This is a genomic window from Janthinobacterium sp. GW821-FHT03C10 (genome assembly GCF_059420865.1).
In genome coordinates, this window is record NZ_JBWKUN010000001.1 from 1,261,007 (window position 1) to 1,283,858 (window position 22,852).

Genomic DNA, 22,852 nt, shown 5'->3' on the forward strand with positions numbered 1-22,852 from the left:
CATGCTCCCACGCCGCCAGCACGGCTTCACGCTCGTAGAAATCGCCATCGTCCTGGTCATCATCGGCTTGCTGCTCGGCGGCGTGCTCAAGGGGCAAGGCTTGATCGACAGCGCCAAGGTGAAGAACATCATCCAGCAGTCGAATGCGCTGACGGCCGCCGTCAACGCCTACCAGGACAAGTTCCGCGCCCTGCCCGGCGACGATATCCAGGGCACCGTGCACGTGCCCAATTCGGCCGGCAACGGCAATGGCGACGGCCAGATCGGCGACGGCCAGCCGCGCGAATTCACGCTGGCGCCGCAGCACCTGGCGCTGGGCGGCTTCATTACCGGCTCGTTCAACGGCACCTCGCAATTCATGACCAGCGCCCAGGGCGGCGCCGTGTACCTGTACAACGACGAAGTGGGTGGACGGGCCGGCAACGGCATCCGCTTCGACAACCTGCCCGAAAGCTACGCGGAGCAGATCGACAGCAAACTCGACGATGGCGTGGCCGGCACGGGCAGCGTCCGGGCGAATATGCCATATGGAAATACCGGTGCTATCATTCCCCGCACCGCCGTGTTTTTCTAAGCCACCAGTCACTATCGAAGGAATACCATGTCCCTGCACCGCCAACTCATCGTCTCCCTGGCCGCCGCCTGCGCCTTGCTGGCCGGCGGCGCGCACGCCCAATACGTGGGGCCGTCGGCCGGCCCGGCCGCGCCCGGCAATGTGGCCGCCATCCTGAAAAATCCCGTCGACGACCAGGCCGTCGTGCTGCGCGGCCACCTGCTGCGCAAAGTGGGCAACGAGAAATACACCTTCTCCGACGGCACGGCGGAAATCCGCGTGGACATCGACGACAAGGTCTTCATGAACCGCAAGATCGACGCCAGGACCCGGGTGGAAATCCGCGGCGAAGTGGAAAAAGATTTCATGGAAAGCCCGGAAATCGATGTCGACGTGCTGACCGTGGTCCCGTAAGCTGCCTTGCCCTCCCGCCGCCACGGCGGGAGGGGCATCCCCCTCTTCTGTATGCCTCGCGCAACCTTTTTTCCACCCCAGAAACTAGGCTTGTCAGAACAATCAATTTCGTCTAGCATCTTTTCATTCAAGGTCAGCCAGCGCCAGCGTGAGCCTGCCTGTCGACTCATCCATTCTGGGAGCTTTCCGGGTGCAAGATTTGCCTTCGATACGCTCAAGAATTTCATGGCTGGTGTTCGCCTGGGTCATTCCGACGGCACTCGTGTTTCTGCTGCTCATGGCGCAAAGCTACACGCGCGAACGCGGCCATGTCGTCAGCGAAACGGCGCAGGCGGCACGGGCGGTCGCCGCCGCCATCGAACGCGACCTGAGCGGCGCGCAGATGGCCGCGCGCATCCTGGCCGCCTCGCCCGCCCTGCAAGATGACGATATCGGCGCCCTGCGCGCGCTGGCCGGCAGCCTGCTGCAGCCGGGCCGGGCCGTGAGCGCCTACATCATCTCCGACGCCAAGGGACGCCAGCTGGTCAATACAGCCTTGCCCGCCGGCCAGGCGCCGCCCCCCTTGCCGCAAAAATGGGCGGCCAGCATGGAGCGCGCGCGCGACTACGGCAAGCCTCGGCTGACCAGCCTGCTCATGGAGCCGGACGAGGTGCCGCGGCTGGCCCTGAACCAACCCTTGCCGCGCGATACAGGTCCCACCTATGTGCTGACGGCGCTGTACCGTCCCGACTACCTGCCCTTGCTGCTGCGTGAGCTGCACCTGCCGGCCTACCTGGGCGCGGCCATCGTCAATGCGGACGGCATCAACGTGGCGCGCACGCTGGCGCCGCAACGCTACGTGGGCCAGCGCAGCGCGGCGCCCCTGCTGGAGCAGATACGCCAGGCGCGCGAAGGCGTGCTGCGCCATGCCACCCTGGAAGGCATCGACGTGTATACGGGCTTTCGCCGCGCGCCGGACGATGCCTGGACGGTGGCCGTCACCATACGCACCAGCACGGTGGCCGAAGCCCTGCTGCGCTCCGTCGTCACGGGTTCCCTCATCCTGGCCCTGCTGCTGGGCGCCGGCTTTGCCCTGGCCTGGCGCGTCGGCGGCCGCCTGGCCCACACCCTGCAGGAACTGACCCTGCAGATCCACGCGCTGGCGCAAGGCAAGCCCCTGCTCTCGAACCGCCACGCGGACCGCGAATCGGCCGACATGGCAGCCGCCCTGGGCGCGCTGGAACGCGACTTGCGGCGCCACCGCACGCAGCTCGAAAGCCTGGTGGACGAACGCACCCTGGCCCTGGAAAAATCCACGCGCCTGCTGGAAACCGTCTACGCGACGGCGCCCATCGGCATGCTGTTCGTGGACCTGGACTTGCGCATCGTCATGATCAACCACTACCTGGCCGCCATCAACGGAGCCAGCGTGGCCCAGCATCTGGGCCGTCCCGTGGGCGCCATGCTGTTCGACGACACCGTGCGCAAGGAGGTGGAACGCTGCGTGCGCCAGGTGCTCGAGACGGGATCGCCCATCGTCGACCTCGAATTGCAGGGCCATTGCGGGCGGCAGCGCGAGCAGCTGAGCCACTGGATCGTCTCGTATCACCCGATTTTCGGCCCCGAGCAGCAGTTGCTGGGCGTGTCGGGCCTGTGGCTGGACATTAGCGAACGCAAGCGCAGCGAAGCGGAATTCCGCCGCTCGAAACACCTGTTCGGCACCATCATCGAAAACATCCCGGCCATGGTCTTCGTCAAGCGCGCCGACAAGCTGAGCTTTGAAATGATCAACCGCCACGCGGAACTGACCCTGGGACGCTCGCGCGAGCAATTGCTGGGCAAGACGGACCATGACTTCTTCCCGCCGCAGCAGGCCGCCGCCTTCGTCAGCGCCGACCGCAAGCTGCTGGCCACGGGGCAGATGGTGGAAATCGAGCAGGAGCCGATCAACACGGCCGACGGCACCACGCGCCACTTCACCACGCGCAAGGTGGTGCTGCGCGACGACGCGGGACGTGCCAGCCACGTGCTGGGGGTATCGATCGACATCACGGAACGCAAGCGCGCCACCGAGGTGCTGCACGCCACCACCTTGCGCCTGGAACAGAGCGAGCGCTTCATCCGCACCGTCACCGACAACCTGCCCGGCATGGTGTCGTACTGGGGCGCCGACTTGCGTTGCCGATTCGCAAATAATTTCTACAATGAATGGTTTGGCCGCAGCAGCGCCGAGCTGGCCGGCATCCACATGCGCGAATTGCTGGGGCAGGAACTGTTCGATGTGTATGCGCCCCACGTCGAGGGCGTGCTGGCGGGCCGGCCGCAAAGCTTCGAGCGCGACCTGCTCGACCCCACGGGCCAGGTCTGCCATACGTGGACCAATTACATCCCCGACGTCGACGACAGCGGCGGCGTGCGCGGCTTCTTCGTGCTGGCCTCGGACGTCTCCGAACTCAAGCGCACGGAATTGCGCCTGCACGAACTCAACGAGCAAATGGTGCGCGCGCGCGACAAGGCCGAGGCGGCCAGCACGGCGAAGAGCGAATTCGTCGCCAACATGAGCCATGAAATCCGCACGCCGATGAACGCCATCATCGGCCTGGCGCGCCTGCTGGAAGAGTCGCCGCTGGAACGGCGCGAGCGCAGCTACGTCGGCAAGATCCAGATGGCCACGCAGTCGCTGCTCCACATCGTCAACGACGTGCTCGATTTTTCCAAGATCGAGGCGGGACAGATGGTGCTGGAACAGCGCCGCTTCCAGCTCGAACGCATGCTGGGCAGCGTCGGCGTCTTGCTGGCCAGCAGCGCCTGGGCGCGCGGCGTGGAGCCCGTGTTCGTGCTCGACCCGGGCGTGCCCGATGAACTGATCGGCGACGCCCTGCGCGTGGAACAGATCCTGATCAACCTGGTGGGCAACGCCGTCAAATTCACCGCGCATGGCGAAGTGGTGCTGGCCATCGCCATGGTGGCCGAGGATGCGGCCAGCGCGACGCTCGAGTTTTCCGTGCGCGACACGGGCATCGGCATCGGCGCGGCCGAGCAGGAGCGCATCTTCGACGCGTTTTCCCAGGGCGACAGCGGCACCAGCCGCAAATACGGCGGCACGGGACTGGGGCTGGCCATCTGCCGGCGCATGGTGGAATTGATGGGCGGCCAGCTCAGCGTGAAAAGCGCGCTGGGCCAGGGTTCCGACTTCCGCTTCAGCTGCCGCTTCGGCAAGGTGGCGCCGCCGCCCGAGCCGCCGGGCAAGGCCGCGCCCAGGGATCTGACGCTGCTGATCATCGACGACAACGCCAGCGTGCGCGCCATGCTGGAAGGCTGGTGCGCGGCGCAGGGCTGGCACAGCCGCAGCGCCGACAGCGGCGCGGCCGGCCTGGCGCTGCTACGGGCTCACGCCGGCGGCGCGCCGGCGGCAGACCTCGTGCTGCTCGACGCGGCCATGCCGGGCATGGATGGCATTTCCATGCTCACCGAGGCGCGCGCTGGCGCGCACCTGGCGCTGCCGCCCGTGATCATGCTGGTGGCCGACCAGGACAGCGAAAACCTCGAACGCCTGGCCGACAGCCTGATGTTGTCCGGCATCGTCTCGAAACCGGCCACCCCGGCGCGCCTGCTGGCGGCCGTGACGGCCGTGCGCGACGGGCGCAACGGGCGCAACGCACCGTCCGCGCTGCCCGTTTCCACGCCCCTGTCGGGATTGCTGGAAGGCATGCGCGTACTGCTGGTGGAAGACAATGAAATCAACCAGGAAGTGGCGCAGTACATCCTGCTGCACTCGGGCGCGCGCGTGGCCGTGGCCGCCAACGGCCAGCTGGCCGTCGACCTGCTGGCGCAAACCCCGCAAGCCTGGGACGTGGTGCTGATGGATTTGCAGATGCCCGTCATGAATGGCTATGACGCCACCCTGGCCATCCGCGCACTGGGCTTGCCGGACCTGCCCATCGTCGCCATGACGGCCAACGCCATGGACGAAGACCGCCTGCGCGCCGTCGCCAGCGGCATGAATGCGCACGTGGCCAAGCCCATCGATGTCGACGAGATGATCCTGACCCTGACCCGGCTGGTGCCCGCGCACCCGGGTGGCGGCGACGGCGCCGTGCAGGCGGGCGATGCCGCCACGCTGACGCCGGACCTGCCGGCCGCGGTGCCCGGCATCGACCTGGCAGCGGCCCTGCACCGCTTCGGCGGCGATTACGGCGCCTTCCTGGCCCTGCTCAAACGCTTTGAGAATTCGCAAGGCGACGCCGTCGTGGACACCCGGCGCCTGCTGGCCGCCGGCCAGACGCGGCAGGCGGCGCAACTGCTGCACCGCGTCTGCGGCGTGGCGGCCAACCTGGGCGCCGCCCACGTCGCCAGCCTGGCCGGCGAGGCGGAAAAGACGCTGAAAACGGGGCAATCGCACGCCGCTGCCGCCTTGCTGGGACAGCTGGAACTGGCGATGGCGGAAGTCATCGAAGCGGCGCGCACCCTGCCCTCGCCCCTGCGGCGCAGCCAACTCGCTGCGGCCGCGCCCGGCAGCGCGCCAGTCGACCTGCGCGCCGGCCTGACCGAGCTGCTCGTCCTGATCCGCAACAATAATCTGAGGGCGCTGGCGCAATTCCACGCCCTGCACGCCGCGCTACAACAGTCAGACCGGGAAGCGGCCCTGGCGCTGGCCAACGCGGTCGAGACACTGGATTTTTCCGAAGCGGAAAAACTCGTGCTCGACCAGCTGAAACGAGAGGAAAACAAGTGAGCTGGACCAACCTTGCCATGAACGGGCGCATCCTCATCGTCGATGACGCCATGGAAAACATCCAGATCCTGCACCAGCTGCTGCGCGAGGAACACGATGTGCTGTTCGCCCTGAGCGGAGAAAAGGCGCTGGAGATTGCGCATAATCAGCTGCCGGACCTGATCCTGCTCGACGCCGTCATGCCCGGTATGGATGGCTATGCCGTCTGCAATGCGCTGCGCGAATCGGCCATCCTGAGCGCCATTCCCGTCATTTTCGTCACGGCCCTGAACCAGCCCGAGGATGAGACGCGGGCGCTGGAAGCGGGCGCCGTCGATTTCATCACGAAACCGTTCAACGCGGCCGTCGTGCGGGCCCGCGTGCGCAGCCAGCTGACCATCAAGCGGCAGGCCGACGCCATGCGCGAACTGTCGCTGACGGACTCGTTGACGGGCGTGGCCAACCGGCGCAGCTTCAACGACACGATGGACAGCGAATGGCGGCGCTGCGCGCGCGACGGCGTGCCGATGGCCCTGATCATGGCCGATATCGATCACTTCAAGGATTACAACGACACGTATGGCCACCAGGCGGGCGACCTGTGCCTGCAGCAGGTGAGCGCCGCCCTGCGCCGCTGCGCCGTGCGCCCGCCCGACCTGCTGGCGCGCTACGGCGGCGAGGAATTCATCATCCTGCTGCCGCAGGAAACGCGCGACGGCGCCGAAGTGGTGGCCCAGCGCATCCTCGACGAAGTGCGCACGCTGGAAATTCCCCACGCCAGGTCCAGCGTCGGCCCGCACGTCAGCGTCAGCCTGGGCATGGCCAGCGTCATGCCCACCGAAGGCATGGATCCCAGCGCCCTGATCCGCGCCGCCGACGCCCTGCTGTACCGCGCCAAGCAGACGGGGCGGGACAGGTATTGCGCGTCGGAGGAGGAGTAAAGAGGAGGCGCGCGCACCTGCGTCGGCTTACGCCCTGCGGGCTAAACCGACCTACGCCGACCTACGATGTGGGCTCAGCTTGCAGCTAAGGGATAGCAGCGCATCAGAAATTCCGCCACGCACACGGGTTTCGTGTCGCCGTCCCTCTCCATGGTGACGGCCCAGTTCACTTGCGCGCCTTCCGGCAGGTCCTCGACGGACAGGATGTCGAGCCGCGCGCGCAGGCGGCTGCCGACGGGCACGGGGGCGGGAAAGCGCACCTTGTTCAGGCCGTAATTGATGGCCATGCGGATGCCGGCCATGTGCAGCGCACCCTGCAGCATGGCCGGCAACAGGGACAAGGTCAGAAAACCGTGCGCCACGGTGCAGCCGTACGGCGACTCGCGTGCGCAGCGCTCGGCGTCCACGTGGATCCACTGATGGTCGTCCGTGGCGTCGGCAAAGGTGTCGATGCGCTGCTGCGTGATGGTGAGCCAGTCGGAAACGGCCACGTGCTGACCCGCCAATGCCTGGAAACCGGCGATGCCGGCGATATCACGCATGGTGCTCTCCTGCCGGACGGCGCCCGAACATGCCCATGCCCTCGACGGTGGTCACCACGTCGCCATGCTGGTTGCGCACGCTCCATACGGAAATGACGATGCCGCGATCCGGCTTCGACGTGGACGGGCGCACTTCCTTGACCTGGTAGGTCAGCTGCAGGGTGTCGCCCGCGCGCACGGGTTTGAGCCAGCGGATGCTGTCCAGGCCGGGCGAACCCATGCTGGACGAATGCTTGAGCAGGTTATCCACCACCAGGCGCATCATCATGCCGCAGGTATGCCAGCCGCTGGCGATGACGCCCTTGAAGATGGTTTTTTCCGCCGCCGCATGATCGACGTGGAACGGCTGCGGGTCGAAATCCGTGGCGAAGGCGATGATTTCCGCCTCCGTCACGTGGCGCTGGCCCAGGTCGATTTCCAGGCCCTGCGTAAAGTCTTCGAAATACCAGTGCTTGGGGCTGATTCCGGTCAATGCGGTCATGCGGTCTCCGTCGGCAAGAAGCCCGGCTGGGCGATAAAGCGCTCGATGTGATGGTCCACGTCGCCCAGGGTCAGGGCGATCATGGAGAGGCGCTTGAAATGATGGGCGGCGGGCAATTCGTCCGTCACGCCCATGCCGCCATGCAATTGCACGGCTTGCTGGCCGACAAAGGTGGCGGCCAGGCCTACGCGCGCCTTGGCGGCCGAAACCGTGCGGCGGCGCTCAGACGCGTCCTCGCTATCGGCCTTGGCGGCGGCCAGCATGGCCATCGAACGGGCCTGCTCCAGGTGGATGAACATGTCGGCCATGCGATGCTGCAAGGCCTGGAACTTGCCGATCGGCGCGCCGAACTGCTGGCGCGTCTTCAAGTAGTCGAGCGTGGCGGCAAAGATGGCATCCATGGCGCCCACGGCTTCCGCACACAGCAGGGCGGCGCCATAGTCGAGTGCGGCATCGAGCACGGTCCAGCCCTGTCCCTTTTGTCCGACCAGCGCATCGTGCCCCAGCACCACTTGCACGAAGGTCACGGTGGCGGCTCGCTGGCCATCGATGGTGCGGTAGTCGCGCACGGAAACGCCGGGCGCGTCAACGGGCACGAGGAACAGCGAAATGCCGTCCGTGTCCATCTGGCCGCCGCCGCTGCGCGCCGAGACGATCAGCGCGCCCGCCTGGGCGCCATGGATGACGACGGTCTTCTCGCCGTCGAGCACGAAACCGTCGCCGCTGGCGATGGCCGTGGTGGCGATATCGTGCAGGTCGTGGCGCGACTGGCGTTCACCGAGCGCGCACGCGAGCTTCAGGCTGCCGCTGGCGACCTGTTCCAGCACGGCGTCGTGGCCGCCCGCCAGGGTCAAAAAACGCGCGCCCAGCACGGTAGCCAGGTATGGTTCGACCACCAGGCCGCGCCCCAGTTCCTGCATCACCAGCAGCATATCGACGGCCGTGCCGTCGAAACCGCCCACGCCGGCCGGCAGAGGCAAGGCCGTCATGCCCAGCTCGGCCAGGGTGGCCCAGGCCGCATCGGACGTGCCGGTGGCGGAATGGATGATGGTTTGCCGCATCTCAAACGGGTAATCCTTGTCGACCCAGCGCCGGAGCGCGTCGGCGAATTGCTGCTGTTCCTGATTGAATTGGAAGTCCATGTCGTCTCCTTCTGGCTTACAGGCCCAGGATCATCTGCGTGATGATGTTTTTCTGGATTTCATTCGAGCCGCCATAGATCGATGTCTTGCGGTAATTGAAGTAGTACGCGGCCAGCGGCGCGGCCAGGTCGTCGCCAGCGCTGCTGTGCGGCGCGCTGCCTTCGAGAAATGCCGGGTCGAATGGCAAGGCTTGCGGGCCGATAGCTTCCACCATCAGTTCCGTCAGCTGCTGCTGCAGTTCCGAACCGCGCACCTTCAGCATCGACGCCTGCGGCCCCGGCCCCTTGCCCTCTTCGCTGATGACGCGCAAGACCGTCATTTCCAGCGCCATCAATTCGATTTCCAGGGTGGCGACCTTGGCCGCAAACGCGGCATCGTGCAGCAGCGGCGCGCCGCGCTTGGTCTGCTGCATGGCAAGCTGCTTGAGAAAAGTCAGCTCGCGCTTGGAGCGGCCCACGGCGGCGATGCCCGTGCGCTCGTGCCCCAGCAGATACTTGGCGTAGGTCCAGCCCTTGTTTTCCTGGCCGACCAGATTGCTGACGGGCACGCGCACATTATCAAAAAAGACTTCGTTCACTTCGTGTTCTTCGTCGAGCATGATGATGGGGCGCACGGTGATGCCCGGCGTTTTCATGTCGATCAGCAAGAAACTGATGCCTTCCTGCTTGCGCACCGTGCTATCCGTGCGCACCAGGCAAAAGATCATGTCCGCGTGCTGGCCCAGCGTCGTCCAGGTTTTCTGGCCGTTGACGATGTAGTGGTCGCCGTCGCGCTCGGCCGTGGTTTTCAGGGAGGCGAGGTCGGAACCGGCGCCGGGCTCGGAGTAGCCCTGGCACCACCAGTCGTCGCAATTCAAGATGCGCGGTAAGTAATATGCCTTTTGTTCGGCGTTGGCGAAGGCCATGATGACGGGCGCCACCATGTTGATGCCGAAAGGCAAAATCGGGGGCGTGGCGGCGCGCGCGCACTCCTCTTCCCAGATATGGCGCTGCACGGACGTCCAGCCCGTGCCGCCGTATTCGACGGGCCAGGCCGGCGCGGCCCAGCCTTGCTGCGCGACAATCTTGTGCCAGCGCACATAGTCATCGCGGTTCAGGCGCAGATGCTGGCGCACCTTGCGCTGCAAGTCCGCCGGCAGATGGGTGTCGAGGAAGGCGCGCACCGTGTCGCGGAACGCCGTCTCCACGGCCGTGTAATGCAGGTCCATGTCTGTCTCCTTGTTCTTGTCGGTTGCCGTGATAACTGCACGCAAGGAAGCTCAGCGCACAAAAAAGCACGACCGTTCTCAAGGATTGTACAACAGATTGGGAGCGGCGCCAGCCCTTTTACGCAGGCCGGCGCCGGGTGGCATTGGCCGGCTGGCGGCCCGAAGCCGCCGTCGGCATCTCGCTTATGCGTGCGACAGAATATTGATGAGTTTGCCAAAAGGGTCGCGCACGAAAAAGCGCCTGACGCCCCAGGGTTCATCGCTCAGCCCATACTCGATGGCAAACCCTGCAGCAACCATGCGTGCAAATGCGGCATCCACGTCATCGACTTCAATCGACAGGTCTGGCACGGCCGTGTTCGAGCCCCCTTGCGTGGCGAAGCTCACTTGAACACTCATCTCGGTTTGCGCACCATACGTCATGATCCAGCCGTGGTCCATCAGCAGGCTCAGGCCCAGCACCTCCTGGTAAAACCTCCGCGCCAGGCCCGGATCCGACACGGGGACATTGGCAACGATACGCTTGACTTGCATGTTTTTCCTCCGTGTTAATGATTGAACCCTTCAAAGCTCACCCCTGCCATTCCACATCCACAACCGCACCCAGAAGTGGTGGCGAATCGAATTGAAATTCATTCCATGGCGGATGGCCAATTCCACCACCTGCCGGTAGTAGGCAGCCAACTCGCCCTCTCGTCCGCCAAGTTCGGACGTTAGCACCATGGATGGTTCAGACCGTGGAAATGAAGGCAGCTGAAGTCACTGTGTACATGTTGACGTGTCCACGCCTGCATGTCTGTCCGGACCGAAATAGAACTCTTTCTTCAAGAGAAAGCAAAGCTCTACATTCAGCAACGAAACTGGTTTGGCTTCAGTCATCCAAGGTTTCATATGATTGCAATAAAATTAACCTCAAGGGTACTACGGAAATGTCCACTTCTGACGAGATTGCCACTTTTCACGATTACCTCTTTAGTAACAGCCCACGTAGAAGCAATTCCAATGCCGCAACTCCTTTTATCAAGCGCGCATTGCCTTCGTCACCGTCGGCGATCCAGAACGCCGCTTCTGCCAGACTGCCGTAGATCATCGAAGCCAATGCCTCTGGGCAAGTGTCGGCCACAATGCCTTGATGAATCAGCTCGCGGATAAGCCCTTGCATCGACTCGAGGCAATGACGCTGCGAGTCCGGTGAAGCGCCCCCCAGCACCGCCCTGGCATCGCGTAAAACAATGCGCTGAATTTCAGGCTCCAAGGCCATCTCCAGATAGGCACGGCAGCGATGGCGAAAGCCTTCCCACAGATCGCCAGCGCTGTCGGAGATGCTTTGCAGGCGACCATCCATTTCCGCGTCGATCTGCTCTACCACCGCCAGCAGCAAGCCCTTCTTATCGCCGAAGTGATGATACAGCGCACCACGCGTCAGTCCTGCCTGCGCGGTGAGGTCGTCCATTGACGTATCGGCATAACCGCGCTCGCTGAACACTGTGCGGGCGGTAGCCAGCAACGATGCTCGGGTTTCTTCCATCTCCACACGCGTGCGGCGAACCATTGCTTTCTCCTTACATACATACATAACGTATGATTGTTTACATACAGTGCGTATGAATATATACTATTCATACGCGATGTATGTATTATCACTGGGACGCGTCTCCGCTGCAAGCATCGCATGCAGGGACCGATATCGATCCCCTTTGGCATGCGCTGCCACTGCATAGCAGCGGTCCGACGCCGCCTTTACCGGCATAAGCCGTTTTCGAATGATCAAATGAAGGATATGCACCATGAGTACGTCCCCCTACGCTGCCGCAGAAACAGCTGTCCGCCACCCGTGGCTGGCGGTCAGCGCGGTCGGCATGGCCACCTTTTCGGTCGTGACGACGGAAATGCTGCCGGTCGGCCTGTTGACGCCGATCGCTGACACCCTGGGCACCTCCACCGGAACCGCCGGGCTGATGATCTCGCTGCCAGCATTGCTGGCGGCCTTGTTCGCGCCGCTGGTCGTGATCGTCTCGGGAAACCTGGACCGGCGCACAATTCTCTGTGGCTTGCTCACTCTATTGTTGCTCGCAAACATAGCCTCGGCTCTGGCGCAGAACATGGCGTGGATGCTGGCGGCACGTGTTCTCGTCGGTTTTTGCATGGGCGGAATCTGGGCCATCGCCGGCGGTCTGGCGTCCCGGCTTGTTCCTGCCCGCTCGATCGGCCTCGCAACGTCGATTATCTTCGGTGGCGTGGCGGCCGCTTCCGTGCTGGGTGTGCCGCTAGGCGCACAAATCGGCGACCTTGCAGGATGGCGCTGGGCCTTCGGCGCCATGGCGCTGTTCAGCGGCCTGGTACTGGTGCTGCATCTGGCTGTCATTCCCGCCCTGCCCGCTGCCGGTTCGACGACCTTGCGCCAATTCGGCAAACAGTTGCACAACCGGCAGTTGCAGGCGGGGCTGCTCCTGACCCTGTTGCTTGTAAGCAGCCATTTCACGGCCTTTACCTTCGTGCGCCCGCTGCTGCTGTCGATGTCGGGGTTTGATGCGCAATGGCTGGGCACACTGCTGTTTTCCTATGGCTTCGCGGGCATCATTGGCAACTTCCTGGCCGGCGGCGTTGCGGCGCGGCGCGCAGCGCCAACCATCGTCGCCATCGCGGGCGGCCTGCTGCTCACGCCACTGCTGTTTCTGGCTGTCGGCGACTCCAGCATCGCTGGCGGCGTGGTGTTGCTGGCTTGGGGACTGGCCTACGGCGGCGTATCGGTCGGCCTGATGACCTTGATGCTGAAGGCGGCGCCCGGGGCCGTGGAGATCGTCGCCGCGCTGTATGTGGGAGTCTTCAATATCGGCATTGCGCTCGGGGCGTGGGCCGGCGGTCAAGCCGTGGACAGGCTGGGCCTCTCGGCCAACCTCTGGCTTGCCGCAGGTTTCGCCGCTGCTGCTTTGCTGCTGGCTTTTGGCATCCACTTTGTTAATGCCAACAAACAACTTGGCCCTGCACGAGATTGACTCTTGCCGCCATCAGCCATACAAATGCAGCAACACCTGCACGGCGACGATCTTGACGATGGTCATGCTGGGGAAAATCATCGCGTAGCCGAGGTTCGGGCGGTCCGATTTGGCTAGCCGGTTGGCGAACACCAGCACGGCCGGGTTGCCCGTGGCGCCGGCCGCGATACCGAGCAACTCGGGAAACGGCAGGCGCAGGAAGACCTTACCCAAAATCACCACGAGGGCCACCACCACCAGCACCGTGACGGCCCCCAGCGCCAGCATGGGCAAGCCGTCGGCGCCCGCCTGCTGCACGAACGGCAAGCCGGAGGCCATGCCGACGGAGGCGAGGAAAATCGTCAAGCCGTAGTTGCGCATGACCAGGTTGGCCGACAGGGGCAGGCGCCAGCTGATCTTGCCCACCCTGCCCAGCCGTCCCAGGATCAGCGCCATCACCAGCGGACCGCCGGCCAGGCCCAGGCTGAACGAGCCTATCCACGGCAAGGGGATGGGCACCAGGCCCAGCAGCACGCCCAGCACCATGCCCATGCCCAGCGACACATAGCTGAACTCGGCCGTGGCCGTGATGGAATTGCCGAACAGCTTGCGCACGTCGGCCGCATGTTTCGCTGGCGCAATAGCCATCACCCTGTCGCCAAATTCCAGGGTCAGGAACGGGTGCGGCAAAATCATGGCGTCGCCGCGGCGGATGAAGGCGATCTGCAGCGGAAAGTCTTTCGACAGGTTCAGCTCGCCCAGGGGCACGCCGACGATTTCCGCGTCCGACACGAACACTTCCGTGCCGTCGAACGTGCTGCGGTCCTTCATCAGCCGCCCCGGGTCGAGGTGGCCCAGCGCCGTGCGCGCCGCTTCCACGCCCGCCACCGTGCCCGACACCATCAGCGCGTCGCCCACGCCAAGCACCAGGCCAGGATCGGGCAAGCGGTTCTGGTGGCCCTGGCGCACGCCGATCACTTGCACGCCGGCCAGCGGGCCGTCGGCCAGTTCGGACAGGGCCGCGCCCGCCAGTTTCGCTTCGTCAATGGTAATTTCGGACACGACGATGGGCGCCGGCGGCGGCGTCAGCACAGGTTTCAGGATGCGCCCGGCCAGGTACAGGCCCAGCATGGGACCGACGACGCCGAACGGATACGCCACCGCATAGCCGACGGCCGCGTCGCCATTGCCGTGCGACGCTTCCAGCGCCGCCTGCAGGGCCGCCGTGCTGGTCATGGCGCCGGCAAACACGCCGCTGGCCATGCGCAGCGAGATATCGATCCACTGCCCGCCCCAGACGGACACGGCCAGGCCGCCCATGACGGCGGCAAAGGCGATCAGATTGTGTTTTTGCCCCGCCCCGCGCAAGCCGGCGAAGAACTGCACGCCGTACTGCACGCCTATGCCATACAGAAACAGCAGCAGACCGATCGAGCCGACCATGGGCGGCGGCACGGAACCGGGAGCAAATGCGCCCAGCGCCAGCCCCGCGAACAGCACGCCGCCCACGCCCAGCGAAAAGCCGAACACGCTGATGCGCCCCAGCGCATAACCGGCGCCGATGACGAGAAACAGGGCGAGGATGGGCGTGGACTCCAGCGTGTGGCGAAATAATTGAAGCATCGGGCAACCTTGGTCTGGGGAAGGCCCAGTTTAGCATGCACAAAAGCAACACGATGGCGATGATGACAAGCAAGCGTGCGCAGGTTTGCGCCTTAAAAACGGGCAAAAAAAAGCCCGCTGCGGGAGCGGGCTGAATCTAATTCCTGTGAGGAAGTAGAGGAGACAGGTGCAATGATGCCGCGTCGCAACATACAAATCCAATTGCATGTTGTGATGACAGAAATAGCGTCTATCAATATCTCGTTCAGGCCGCGCCAAAAACGATCAGCGTTCGATCCGATCTTTGCGGGCGAGTGACCAGCACGCGGGCGCGTTCCACCGATACGCAAGTCTGCGGCACAAACCCCGTCGGCAATGTCCCTCCATCGCGCTTGAGCATTTCCGGCTCATTGAACACGTCATAGTCCGCGCGCTTGAAAAGCAACTGTTCGATGCCGGCGTCCCCTTCGGGCATCGGTTTGACAACGATGAGCGACCAAAGGCCTTCATCCCCCAGGAATTGCTTTTGCTTAAGGAAGGCGTTGACCCTGTCCGCAGGAGGCGCCGAACCGGGCAGCTCGCTCTGATACATGGTCAGCGGGCACAGCAGCGTGCCGGGCGGCCACCCCATATCGGGCAGCGCGGCGACCGTCTCCGGACGCAACTGGCCCAAGTGGCGATCAAGCGGATGCCGCTCCTCCGAGCATGCGCCGAGCGCCATCAGCGCCAGCATGCCGGCTGCGTAAAACAAAGGTGTCATCAACTTGTCTCCTTGTGCATGGTTTAGCAAGGGTATCTTAAGCGATGCAGCCGTGGCGACCCGCGCGATAAGGTGCAACGGCAAAAAAAAAGCCCGCTGCGGGAGCGGGCTGAATCTAATTCCTGTGAGGAAGTAGAGGAGACAGGTGCATGATGCCGCGTCGCAACATATAAATCCAATTGCATGTTGTGATGACAGAAATAGCTATTCCCTATATCTGCCCTCTCCCCTGCCGTCCTCAGGCGACGTTATCGGCACGCAAGGTTTTCGCTGCCGCCACCATGTTGGCGAGCGCGGGAATCACTTCCTTCCAGCCGCGCGTCTTCAGGCCGCAATCGGGGTTGACCCACAGGCGCCGCGCGGGAATGCGTTCGGCTGCCTTGCGCATCAATGCCACCATCTGTTCCTGGCTCGGGATGTTGGGCGAGTGGATGTCGTAGACGCCGGGGCCGATGTCATTCGGATAATTGAAATCGTCGAAGGCGTCCAGCAATTCCATGTCGGAGCGCGAGGTTTCGATCGTGATGACGTCCGCATCCATGTCCGCGATCTGCGCGATGATGTCGTTGAATTCCGAATAGCACATATGCGTGTGGATCTGCGTCTCGTCGGCCACGCCATTGGCCGTGATGCGGAACGATTCCACGGCCCAGCGCAGGTAGTCGGCCCACTGGGATTGACGCAGTGGCAGGCCTTCGCGCAGTGCCGCCTCGTCGATCTGGATCACGCGGATGCCGGCCCGCTCCAGGTCCTGCACCTCGGCGCGCATGGCCAGCGCCAGCTGGTGGCACGACACGCTGCGGGGCTGGTCGTCGCGCACGAAGGACCAGTTCAGGATGGTGACGGGACCCGTCAGCATGCCTTTCATCGGCTTGCCCGTCAGCGACTGGGCGTAGGTGCTCCACTCGACCGTCATGGCGCGCGGGCGGCTGATGTCGCCGAACAGGATGGGCGGCTTGACGCAGCGCGAACCGTACGATTGCACCCAGCCGAACTGGCTGAAGGCGTAGCCGTCGAGCTGTTCACCGAAATATTCCACCATGTCGTTGCGTTCCGCCTCGCCGTGCACGAAGACGTCCAGGCCCAGCGTTTCCTGTTCCTGCACGCAATGGGCGATTTCCGCCTGCATCAGTTTTTTGTAACTGGCTTCATTCAGCTGGCCGCTGCGGAACTGGCTGCGCGCCTGGCGGATTTCCGCCGTTTGCGGGAAGGAGCCGATGGTCGTCGTCGGATACAGGGGCAGTTGCAGCAGTGCAGCTTGCTTGGCGGCACGCTCCGCATAGCCGCTTACGCGCCGGCCCATGCTGGCGGCTATGCACGCCACGGCCGCTTTCACTTGCGGATTATGCACACGCGGCGACTGGCGGCGCGCTTGCACGGCTGCATGATTGGCGTCCAGCGCCGCTTGCACGGAGGCGCGGCCATGGTTCAGGGCGCCGGCGATGGCGTGCACTTCATCGAGTTTCTGGCGGGCGAAGGCCAGCCAGGAGTGGATGTCGGCGTCGAGCTTTTGTTCGCTGTCCAGGTCGACGGGCACGTGCAGGAGCGAGCACGACGGGGCGATCCACAAACGGTCTTGCAGGCTGGCGTGCACGGGTTCCAGCCACGCCAGCACTTGCGTCAAATCCGTCTTCCAGATATTGCGGCCATTCACCACACCCAGCGACAGCACGCTGGTGGCGGGCAATTGGGCGATCACTTGCTCCACTTCATCGCGGGCGTTGACGGCATCGAGGTGCAAGCCTTGCACGGGCAGCTTGCACGCCAGCGCCAGGTTGTCTTGCAGCTTGCCGAAATACGTGGCCAGCAGCAGTTTGACGTGATTGACCTTGCTCAAGGCATCGTAGGCCGTGACGAGCGCCTGCTGCCAGGCGCCGTCGAGTTCCGTGACGAGTATCGGCTCATCGATCTGCACCCACTCCACGCCTTGGGCCGCCAGTTCCTGCAGCAGTTGCACGTAGACGGGCAGCAAGCCTTGCAGCAGCGCCAGCTTGTCGGAATCATCCTTGGCCTTGCCCAGCCACAAATAGGTGACGGGGCCGATCAGCACGGGTTTGGCGTTCACGCCGGGCTGGCGCGCTTGCGCCAGTTGCCGCAGCAGGCGGCTGCTGTCGAGCTTGAATTGTGTCTCGGCCGCGAATTCCGGCACAATGTAGTGATAGTTGGTGTCGAACCATTTCGTCATTTCGCCGGCATGGACGCAGCTGCAATCGCTGTCGCTGGCCGAGCGGCCGCGGGCCACGCGGAAATAGTTGTCGAGCGCGGCGCCTTCCAGGCCGCGCACGCGCTGAGGCAAGTTGCCCAAGGTAAAACTCAGATCCAGCACCTGGTCGTAGAAGGAAAAGTCGCCCACGGGCACCAGGTCCAGCGCATGCTGGTCTTGCCAGTGGCGCTGGCGCAGTTCGGCGCCCTGGCCTTCCAGCGCGGCCAGGCTGCTCTTGCCCTTCCAGTAGTCTTCCAGGGCGAATTTCAGTTCGCGTTTGGCGCCGATGCGCGGGTAGCCCAGATTGTGTGTCGTGACGGTCATGGTAGTGCCTCCCAGTGAAGTATGGAGACATCATAGAGGCTTTCATCCATGAAAAATAATGGTAAAACTTCATGCATCCATTATTAATATTCATGCGAAACCGTAGCCGAACAATCCATCGGGCAATGCTGCGCGAAGCCGGCCGCCCCGTTCGCCGAGCGTGCCGGCCGGAAAGCGAGGGCCAAAACGACAGGCAAAAAAAAGCCCGCTGCGGGAGCGGGCTGAATCTATTTCCTTGGAGGAAGATAGAGGAGACAGATGAATGATGCCGCGTTGCAGCATATAAAACCACTTTATATTCGTGATGTCAGAAATACACAGCAGTGATATTAGGGGCAACAGACAATTCTATGCAGCAACTTTTATGCTGCCGCTTCCGTCTTTCCGTCGCCGGAACGCAACATATTCTTGATGCCGCGCAGCGCCTGCCGCACGCGAGCCTCGTTTTCGATCAGGGCGAAGCGCACGTATTCATCGCCGTACTCGCCGAAGCCGATGCCGGGCGACACGCTCACCTTGGCCTTTTGCAACAGCAGCTTGGCAAATTCCAGCGAGCCCAGGTGACGATAAGCCTCGGGGATATGCGCCCAGATATACATCGACGCCTTCGGTTTTTCCACCATCCAGCCTGCTTCATGCAAGCCTTTCACCAGCACGTCGCGGCGGCGCTGATACTGGGCGCAGATTTCCGTCACGCAGCTCTGGTCGCCTTCCAGCGCGGCAATGGCCGCCACTTGCACCGGGGTAAAACTGCCATAGTCGTGGTAGCTCTTGATGCGCGCCAGGGCCGCCACCAGTTCCGCGTTGCCGACCATGAAACCGATGCGCCAGCCCGCCATGTTGTAGCTTTTCGACATGGTGAAAAATTCCACGGCGACGTCGCGCGCACCGGGTACTTGCATGATGGACGGCGCCTTCCAGCCATCGAAGGTGATGTCGGCATACGCCAGGTCGTGCACCACCAGGATATTGTGCTGTTTCGCCAGCGCCACGACTCTTTCAAAAAATTCCAGTTCCACGCATTGCGCCGTGGGGTTCGATGGAAAACCCAGCACCATCATCTTCGGCTTCGGGTAGCTTTCGCGGATGGCCCGTTCCAGTTCGGCAAAGAAATCCACGCCCGGCCCCATGCGCACGGAGCGGATGTCGGCGCCCGCGATGACGGCGCCCCAGATATGGATCGGGTAGCTGGGGTTCGGCACCAGCACCGTGTCGCCCCGGTCGAGCGTCGCCAGCATCAAATGCGCCAGTCCCTCTTTCGAGCCGATGGTGACGATGGCTTCGCTGTCCGGGTCGATGTCGACCTCGTAGCGCTTCTTGTACCAGTGCGCAATCGCGCGGCGCAGGCGCGGAATACCTTTTGATGCGGAATAGCCGTGCGTGTCGGGCCGTTTCACCGTCTCGACCAGCTTGTCGACGATGTGCGCGGGCGTGGCGCCATCGGGATTGCCCATCGACATGTCGATGATGTCCTCGCCACGGCGGCGTGCGGCCATCTTGAGTTCGGCGGTGATGTTGAAAACGTAGGGGGGAAGGCGATTGATGCGCGAAAAGCTGCGCGGAGCTTGGCTGTCGGTCATGGTTATCTCTGTACGTAAGCGCCCGGATCCGTCCGAGCGACGTTGGCGCAGTGGCTGCGCCTGCAAAGATACTAACCCGACTTCGCAAGAACTGGCAAGGCCGATTCGGACACGCTACAATACGCCCAGATCGAAAATGAGCGCACCGGTTGGTAACCCGGTAAGTGCCCGGCACCGTCCGGCATGCTCCCGCCCACGCGGACCCACGGCGCTGACCCTTGGCTGTTACACCAGCAGGGGAGGTGTTCTGGTTCGTGCATCTTCCCGCCGCGCCATCCCTCCCCTGCTTTGATGAGGAAAAAAAACGGATGGCAACACACGACACCGCAGTAACTGGCATGACCCTGGACCGCGCCGGCATGGAGCAGCAGCTGGCCCTGCCTGTGCACCACTTCATCGATTGCGCCTTTGACGGTGAAGACTTGTCGCGCCTCGATTTGCAGGGCTGCACCTTTGAACGCTGCACCTTTGCCGACACCAACTTGTTTGCCAGCAAGCTTGCGCGCAGCACCTGGCGCCGCTGCCGCGCGGGCAGCGCCGACTTCGAATCCGTCGACGCCGTCGACGCCAGTTTCGAAGGCTGCGACCTGAACAACACGAAATGGCGGCGCGCCAAGCTGGCCTCGGCCGCCTACCGCGGCTGCAAGCTGACGGGCGCCTCGTTCGAGGAAGCGGCCCACCTGGGCTTGACGTTCGAAGACAGCCTGCTGGTGGGCGCCGACCTGCGCGGGTTCTCGTTCCGCAAGGCGACATTAAAACAGCTGGATTTTTCCGACGCCTACCTGGCCGGCTGCGACTTCCGCGAGGCCGTCTTCGAAGGTGGCAGCCTGCGCAACGCCACCATCAAGTTGGCGAAGTTCCAGGGCGCGGACTTGCGCGGCGCCGACATCGACGGTTTCAAACTGAGCGAAGCATCCTTGCTGAAAGGCGCCGTCATCACGCATGCGCAGGCGGCGAACTTCATGCGGGCGCTCGATCTCGTAGTAATCTGATTGGTATTGATTTAATCTGAAAAGACAAAAAAAAGCCCGCTATGGAAGCGGGCTGAATCTATTTCCTTGGAGGAGATAGAGGAGACAAGTGCATCTTGCGGCATTGCGGCATATCACGCCACTTTATCTTCATGATGATAGAAATTTCAATTCGTGATAATGAGGCGCCATCAGGGTTTCAAGCCGTGCGGCGCGTAGCCAGCGGTAAAAATTCTGCCAGCCACACCAGCAGGGCCAGGCCAGGAAATGCCATGCCGGCCAGCAAGGTTGCCTGCCAGCCGTAGCTGGCGTACACCCAGGCACCGATGGCCGAGCCGGCCGCACCGCCGGCAAAGAACAGCGCGAAATACAGGCCGTTCAAACGGCCCCGCACTTCCGCGCCCAGGCTGAAGATGGCGCGCTGGCCCAATACCAGGTTGGCCGCCACGCCCATGTCGAGCACGATGGACGCCACCACCAGCAAGCCCAGCGCCACGTGCTTCGATTCCGGGGCGAACATGGGCAAGGCAAACGCGGCGATGCCCAGCGCCAGCGCGGCGGCCGTGGCCGGCAAGGTGTGGCCGGCGTCCGCCAGGCGGCCCGCGATGGGCGAGGCGACGGCGCCCGCCATGCCCACCAGGGCGAAGATGGCGATGCCCGTTTGCGACAGGCCGAACGCGGGGCTGGCCAGCACCAGCGGCGTGACGGTCCAGAACAGGCTGAAGGCGCCAAACAGGCCCGCGTGATAGGCGGCGCGGCGGCGCAGCACGGGCGTGCCCAGCAGCAAATGCCACAGCGACGCCATCAGGGCAGGATAGCGCATGCTCGACACGGGCTGGCGCACGGGCAAGGCACGGCGCAGCACGGCAGCCAGCGCCAGCATCAGCACGGCGGCGCCGCCGAACACCACGTGCCAGCTGGCGTGCGCGGCCACCAATGACGCCACGGGACGGGCCAGCATGATGCCCAGCAACAAGCCGCTGACCACCTTGCCCACCGTCTGGCCCCGCGTCGCTTCCTGCGACAGATGGGCGGCAAACGGCACGATCACTTGCGCCGCCACGGAACCGAGGCCGATGGCCAGCGCGGCAGCGAGGAAGACGATGGCGCCTGTACTCAAGGCCGCCACCACGAGCGCCGTGGCCGTCACCAGCAAGGCCGTGACGATCAGGCGGCGGTTTTCCAGCAAGTCGCCCAGCGGCACGACAAACAGCAGGCCCAGGGTATAGCCCACTTGCGTCAGGGTGACGATCAGCCCGGCCGCCTTGGCCGACAAGCCCGTCGAGGCGCTGATGGGCCCGACGAGGGTTTGCGCGTAGTACAGATTCGCCACGATCAGGCCGGAAGCGATGGCCAGCAGCAGCACCATGGCCGGTGCGATGTCGTGGGGAGCGGAAGATGAGGCCTTGTTCATGTTGTTTCCTCGGTTCGATAGGGATGTCGCCATTCTAGGCAAAGTCGAGCCCAAGATAATCAGGGCATAATCCACTTATACTTTTCACATAAAATGAACAATGAGAATGGAAGCTATCCCATGGACAAGATCAAGGCCATGCAGACCTTCGTGCGCATCGTCGAAGCCAACAGCTTTTCCAAGGCGGCCGAGACCTTGAATTTGCCGCGCGCGGCGCTGACGGCCACCCTGCAAAAGCTGGAAGCCTACCTGGGCACGCAATTGCTGCAGCGAACAACGCGCCGCTTGTCGCTGACGCCGGAAGGCGCCGAGTACTTTCGCCATTGCATCGATATCCTGAAGGCCGTCGATACGGCGGAACTGGCGTTTCGCGGCCCCGACGCGACAAAACCGCGCGGCTTGCTGCGCATCAACCTGCCCAATACGGTGGGCCGCAGGCTGGTCGTGCCGCATATCGCGCACTTCCACGCCGTCTGGCCGGACGTGCAATTGCAGCTGAGCCTGACGGACCGCCTGGTCGACCTGACGCAGGAAGGCATCGATTGCGCCTTGCGCGTGGGCACCTTGCAGGATTCCGCCTTCATCGGCAAGCAGGTCGGCCTGATGCGCTTCGTCACGTGCGCCTCGCCCGCCTACCTGGCTCAACATGGCACGCCGCACACCCTGGCGGACCTGGCCGCGCATCGGGGCATCATGCATTACTCGGGCCGCACGGGACGCGCCTTCGACTGGGATTTTCAACAAGGCAAGGAAGTGCTGCGCGTGCAGATGGCCGGCCCCATCGCCGTCAACGACGCCGACGCCAGCGTCGATTGCGCGCTGCAGGGGCTGGGACTGGCACAGGCGGCCCAGTACCAGGTGCGCCAGCACCTCGACAGCGGCGCGCTGGTCGCCGTGCTGGCCGATCATCCGCCGACGCCCATGCCGATGTCGCTGCTGACGCCGCAAGGCCGCCTGGCAACGCCCAAGCTGCAGGCGTTTGCCGGCTGGCTCACGGCCCTGCTGGCGGCACAGCCCGATGTGCAGGCGAGCACGCACAGAATCTGAGGC

The 22,852-nt window shown here is 63.8% G+C and carries 18 protein-coding genes; 7 read left to right on the forward strand and 11 right to left on the reverse strand.

Annotation, left to right across the window (positions count from 1 at the left end):
* Position 1 precedes the first annotated feature (1 nt).
* The 4 genes from AC07VH_RS05380 (at position 2) to AC07VH_RS05395 (ending at position 6,601) form a co-directional block, all read left to right on the forward strand.
* Positions 2–574, forward strand: a complete 573-nt coding sequence (locus tag AC07VH_RS05380) for a prepilin-type N-terminal cleavage/methylation domain-containing protein (RefSeq protein ID WP_475414456.1) — start codon at positions 2–4, stop codon at positions 572–574.
* 27 nt (positions 575–601) lie between these two features.
* The gene (locus AC07VH_RS05385; protein ID WP_475414455.1) at positions 602–967 is read left to right on the forward strand and encodes a YgiW/YdeI family stress tolerance OB fold protein; all 366 of its coding nucleotides are present in this window, start codon (positions 602–604) and stop codon (positions 965–967) included.
* Positions 968–1,229: 262 nt separating this feature from the next.
* Positions 1,230–5,681 (forward strand): PAS domain-containing protein, encoded by a 4,452-nt coding sequence (locus tag AC07VH_RS05390; RefSeq protein WP_494787037.1) that lies wholly within the window; start codon positions 1,230–1,232, stop codon positions 5,679–5,681.
* Complete coding sequence (locus AC07VH_RS05395) at positions 5,678–6,601, forward strand: diguanylate cyclase domain-containing protein (protein ID WP_494787038.1); 924 nt, start codon at positions 5,678–5,680, stop codon at positions 6,599–6,601. The genes AC07VH_RS05390 and AC07VH_RS05395 overlap by 4 nt, the downstream gene beginning before the upstream one ends.
* 74 nt (positions 6,602–6,675) lie before the next feature.
* Here AC07VH_RS05395 and AC07VH_RS05400 read toward each other — a convergent pair whose 3' ends face one another.
* The 6 genes from AC07VH_RS05400 to AC07VH_RS05425 form a co-directional block, all read right to left on the reverse strand.
* Entirely contained in the window at positions 6,676–7,143 is a 468-nt protein-coding gene (locus AC07VH_RS05400; protein WP_494787039.1) for a MaoC family dehydratase, read from the reverse strand.
* Positions 7,136–7,624 (reverse strand): MaoC family dehydratase, encoded by a 489-nt coding sequence (locus AC07VH_RS05405; RefSeq protein WP_494787040.1) that lies wholly within the window; start codon positions 7,622–7,624, stop codon positions 7,136–7,138. The genes AC07VH_RS05400 and AC07VH_RS05405 overlap by 8 nt, the downstream gene beginning before the upstream one ends.
* Positions 7,621–8,766 (reverse strand): acyl-CoA dehydrogenase family protein, encoded by a 1,146-nt coding sequence (locus tag AC07VH_RS05410; protein WP_494787041.1) that lies wholly within the window; start codon positions 8,764–8,766, stop codon positions 7,621–7,623. The genes AC07VH_RS05405 and AC07VH_RS05410 overlap by 4 nt, the downstream gene beginning before the upstream one ends.
* A gap of 16 nt (positions 8,767–8,782) precedes the next feature.
* Positions 8,783–9,973 (reverse strand): acyl-CoA dehydrogenase family protein, encoded by a 1,191-nt coding sequence (locus AC07VH_RS05415; protein WP_494787042.1) that lies wholly within the window; start codon positions 9,971–9,973, stop codon positions 8,783–8,785.
* Between the two features lie 183 nt (positions 9,974–10,156).
* Positions 10,157–10,507, reverse strand: coding sequence for a VOC family protein (locus AC07VH_RS05420; RefSeq protein ID WP_475414448.1), 351 nt, complete (start codon positions 10,505–10,507; stop codon positions 10,157–10,159).
* A 430-nt stretch (positions 10,508–10,937) separates the two neighbouring features.
* Positions 10,938–11,525 (reverse strand): TetR/AcrR family transcriptional regulator, encoded by a 588-nt coding sequence (locus AC07VH_RS05425; protein WP_070313517.1) that lies wholly within the window; start codon positions 11,523–11,525, stop codon positions 10,938–10,940.
* Positions 11,526–11,760: 235 nt separating this feature from the next.
* Between AC07VH_RS05425 and AC07VH_RS05430 the strand changes: the two genes are divergently transcribed.
* Positions 11,761–12,969: an MFS transporter gene (locus tag AC07VH_RS05430; protein WP_494787043.1), complete on the forward strand. Its 1,209-nt coding sequence runs from the start codon at positions 11,761–11,763 to the stop codon at positions 12,967–12,969.
* Between the two features lie 12 nt (positions 12,970–12,981).
* On the opposite strand, the gene AC07VH_RS05435 is transcribed toward AC07VH_RS05430, so the two are convergent.
* The 4 genes from AC07VH_RS05435 to alaC all read right to left on the reverse strand — a co-directional run bounded on the left by AC07VH_RS05435 (position 12,982) and on the right by alaC (position 19,417).
* Positions 12,982–14,571 (reverse strand): aspartate:alanine exchanger family transporter, encoded by a 1,590-nt coding sequence (locus AC07VH_RS05435; RefSeq protein WP_494787044.1) that lies wholly within the window; start codon positions 14,569–14,571, stop codon positions 12,982–12,984.
* A gap of 244 nt (positions 14,572–14,815) precedes the next feature.
* Positions 14,816–15,310 carry a hypothetical protein gene (locus AC07VH_RS05440; protein WP_494787119.1) on the reverse strand — a complete coding sequence of 165 codons (495 nt, stop codon included), beginning with the start codon at positions 15,308–15,310 and terminating at the stop codon, positions 14,816–14,818.
* Between the two features lie 238 nt (positions 15,311–15,548).
* Entirely contained in the window at positions 15,549–17,837 is a 2,289-nt protein-coding gene (metE, locus tag AC07VH_RS05445) for a 5-methyltetrahydropteroyltriglutamate--homocysteine S-methyltransferase (protein WP_494787045.1), read from the reverse strand.
* A gap of 362 nt (positions 17,838–18,199) precedes the next feature.
* The gene (gene alaC, locus AC07VH_RS05450) at positions 18,200–19,417 is read right to left on the reverse strand and encodes an alanine transaminase (RefSeq protein ID WP_083287373.1); all 1,218 of its coding nucleotides are present in this window, start codon (positions 19,415–19,417) and stop codon (positions 18,200–18,202) included.
* Between the two features lie 308 nt (positions 19,418–19,725).
* Between alaC and AC07VH_RS05455 the strand changes: the two genes are divergently transcribed.
* On the forward strand, positions 19,726–20,409 hold the full coding sequence (locus AC07VH_RS05455; RefSeq protein WP_494787046.1) for a pentapeptide repeat-containing protein: 684 nt from the start codon (positions 19,726–19,728) through the stop codon (positions 20,407–20,409).
* Between the two features lie 178 nt (positions 20,410–20,587).
* Here AC07VH_RS05455 and AC07VH_RS05460 read toward each other — a convergent pair whose 3' ends face one another.
* Complete coding sequence (locus tag AC07VH_RS05460; protein WP_494787047.1) at positions 20,588–21,802, reverse strand: MFS transporter; 1,215 nt, start codon at positions 21,800–21,802, stop codon at positions 20,588–20,590.
* A gap of 120 nt (positions 21,803–21,922) precedes the next feature.
* On the opposite strand from AC07VH_RS05460, the gene AC07VH_RS05465 reads away from it, so the two are divergent.
* Complete coding sequence (locus tag AC07VH_RS05465) at positions 21,923–22,849, forward strand: LysR family transcriptional regulator (protein WP_494787048.1); 927 nt, start codon at positions 21,923–21,925, stop codon at positions 22,847–22,849.
* Positions 22,850–22,852: the final 3 nt, after the last annotated feature.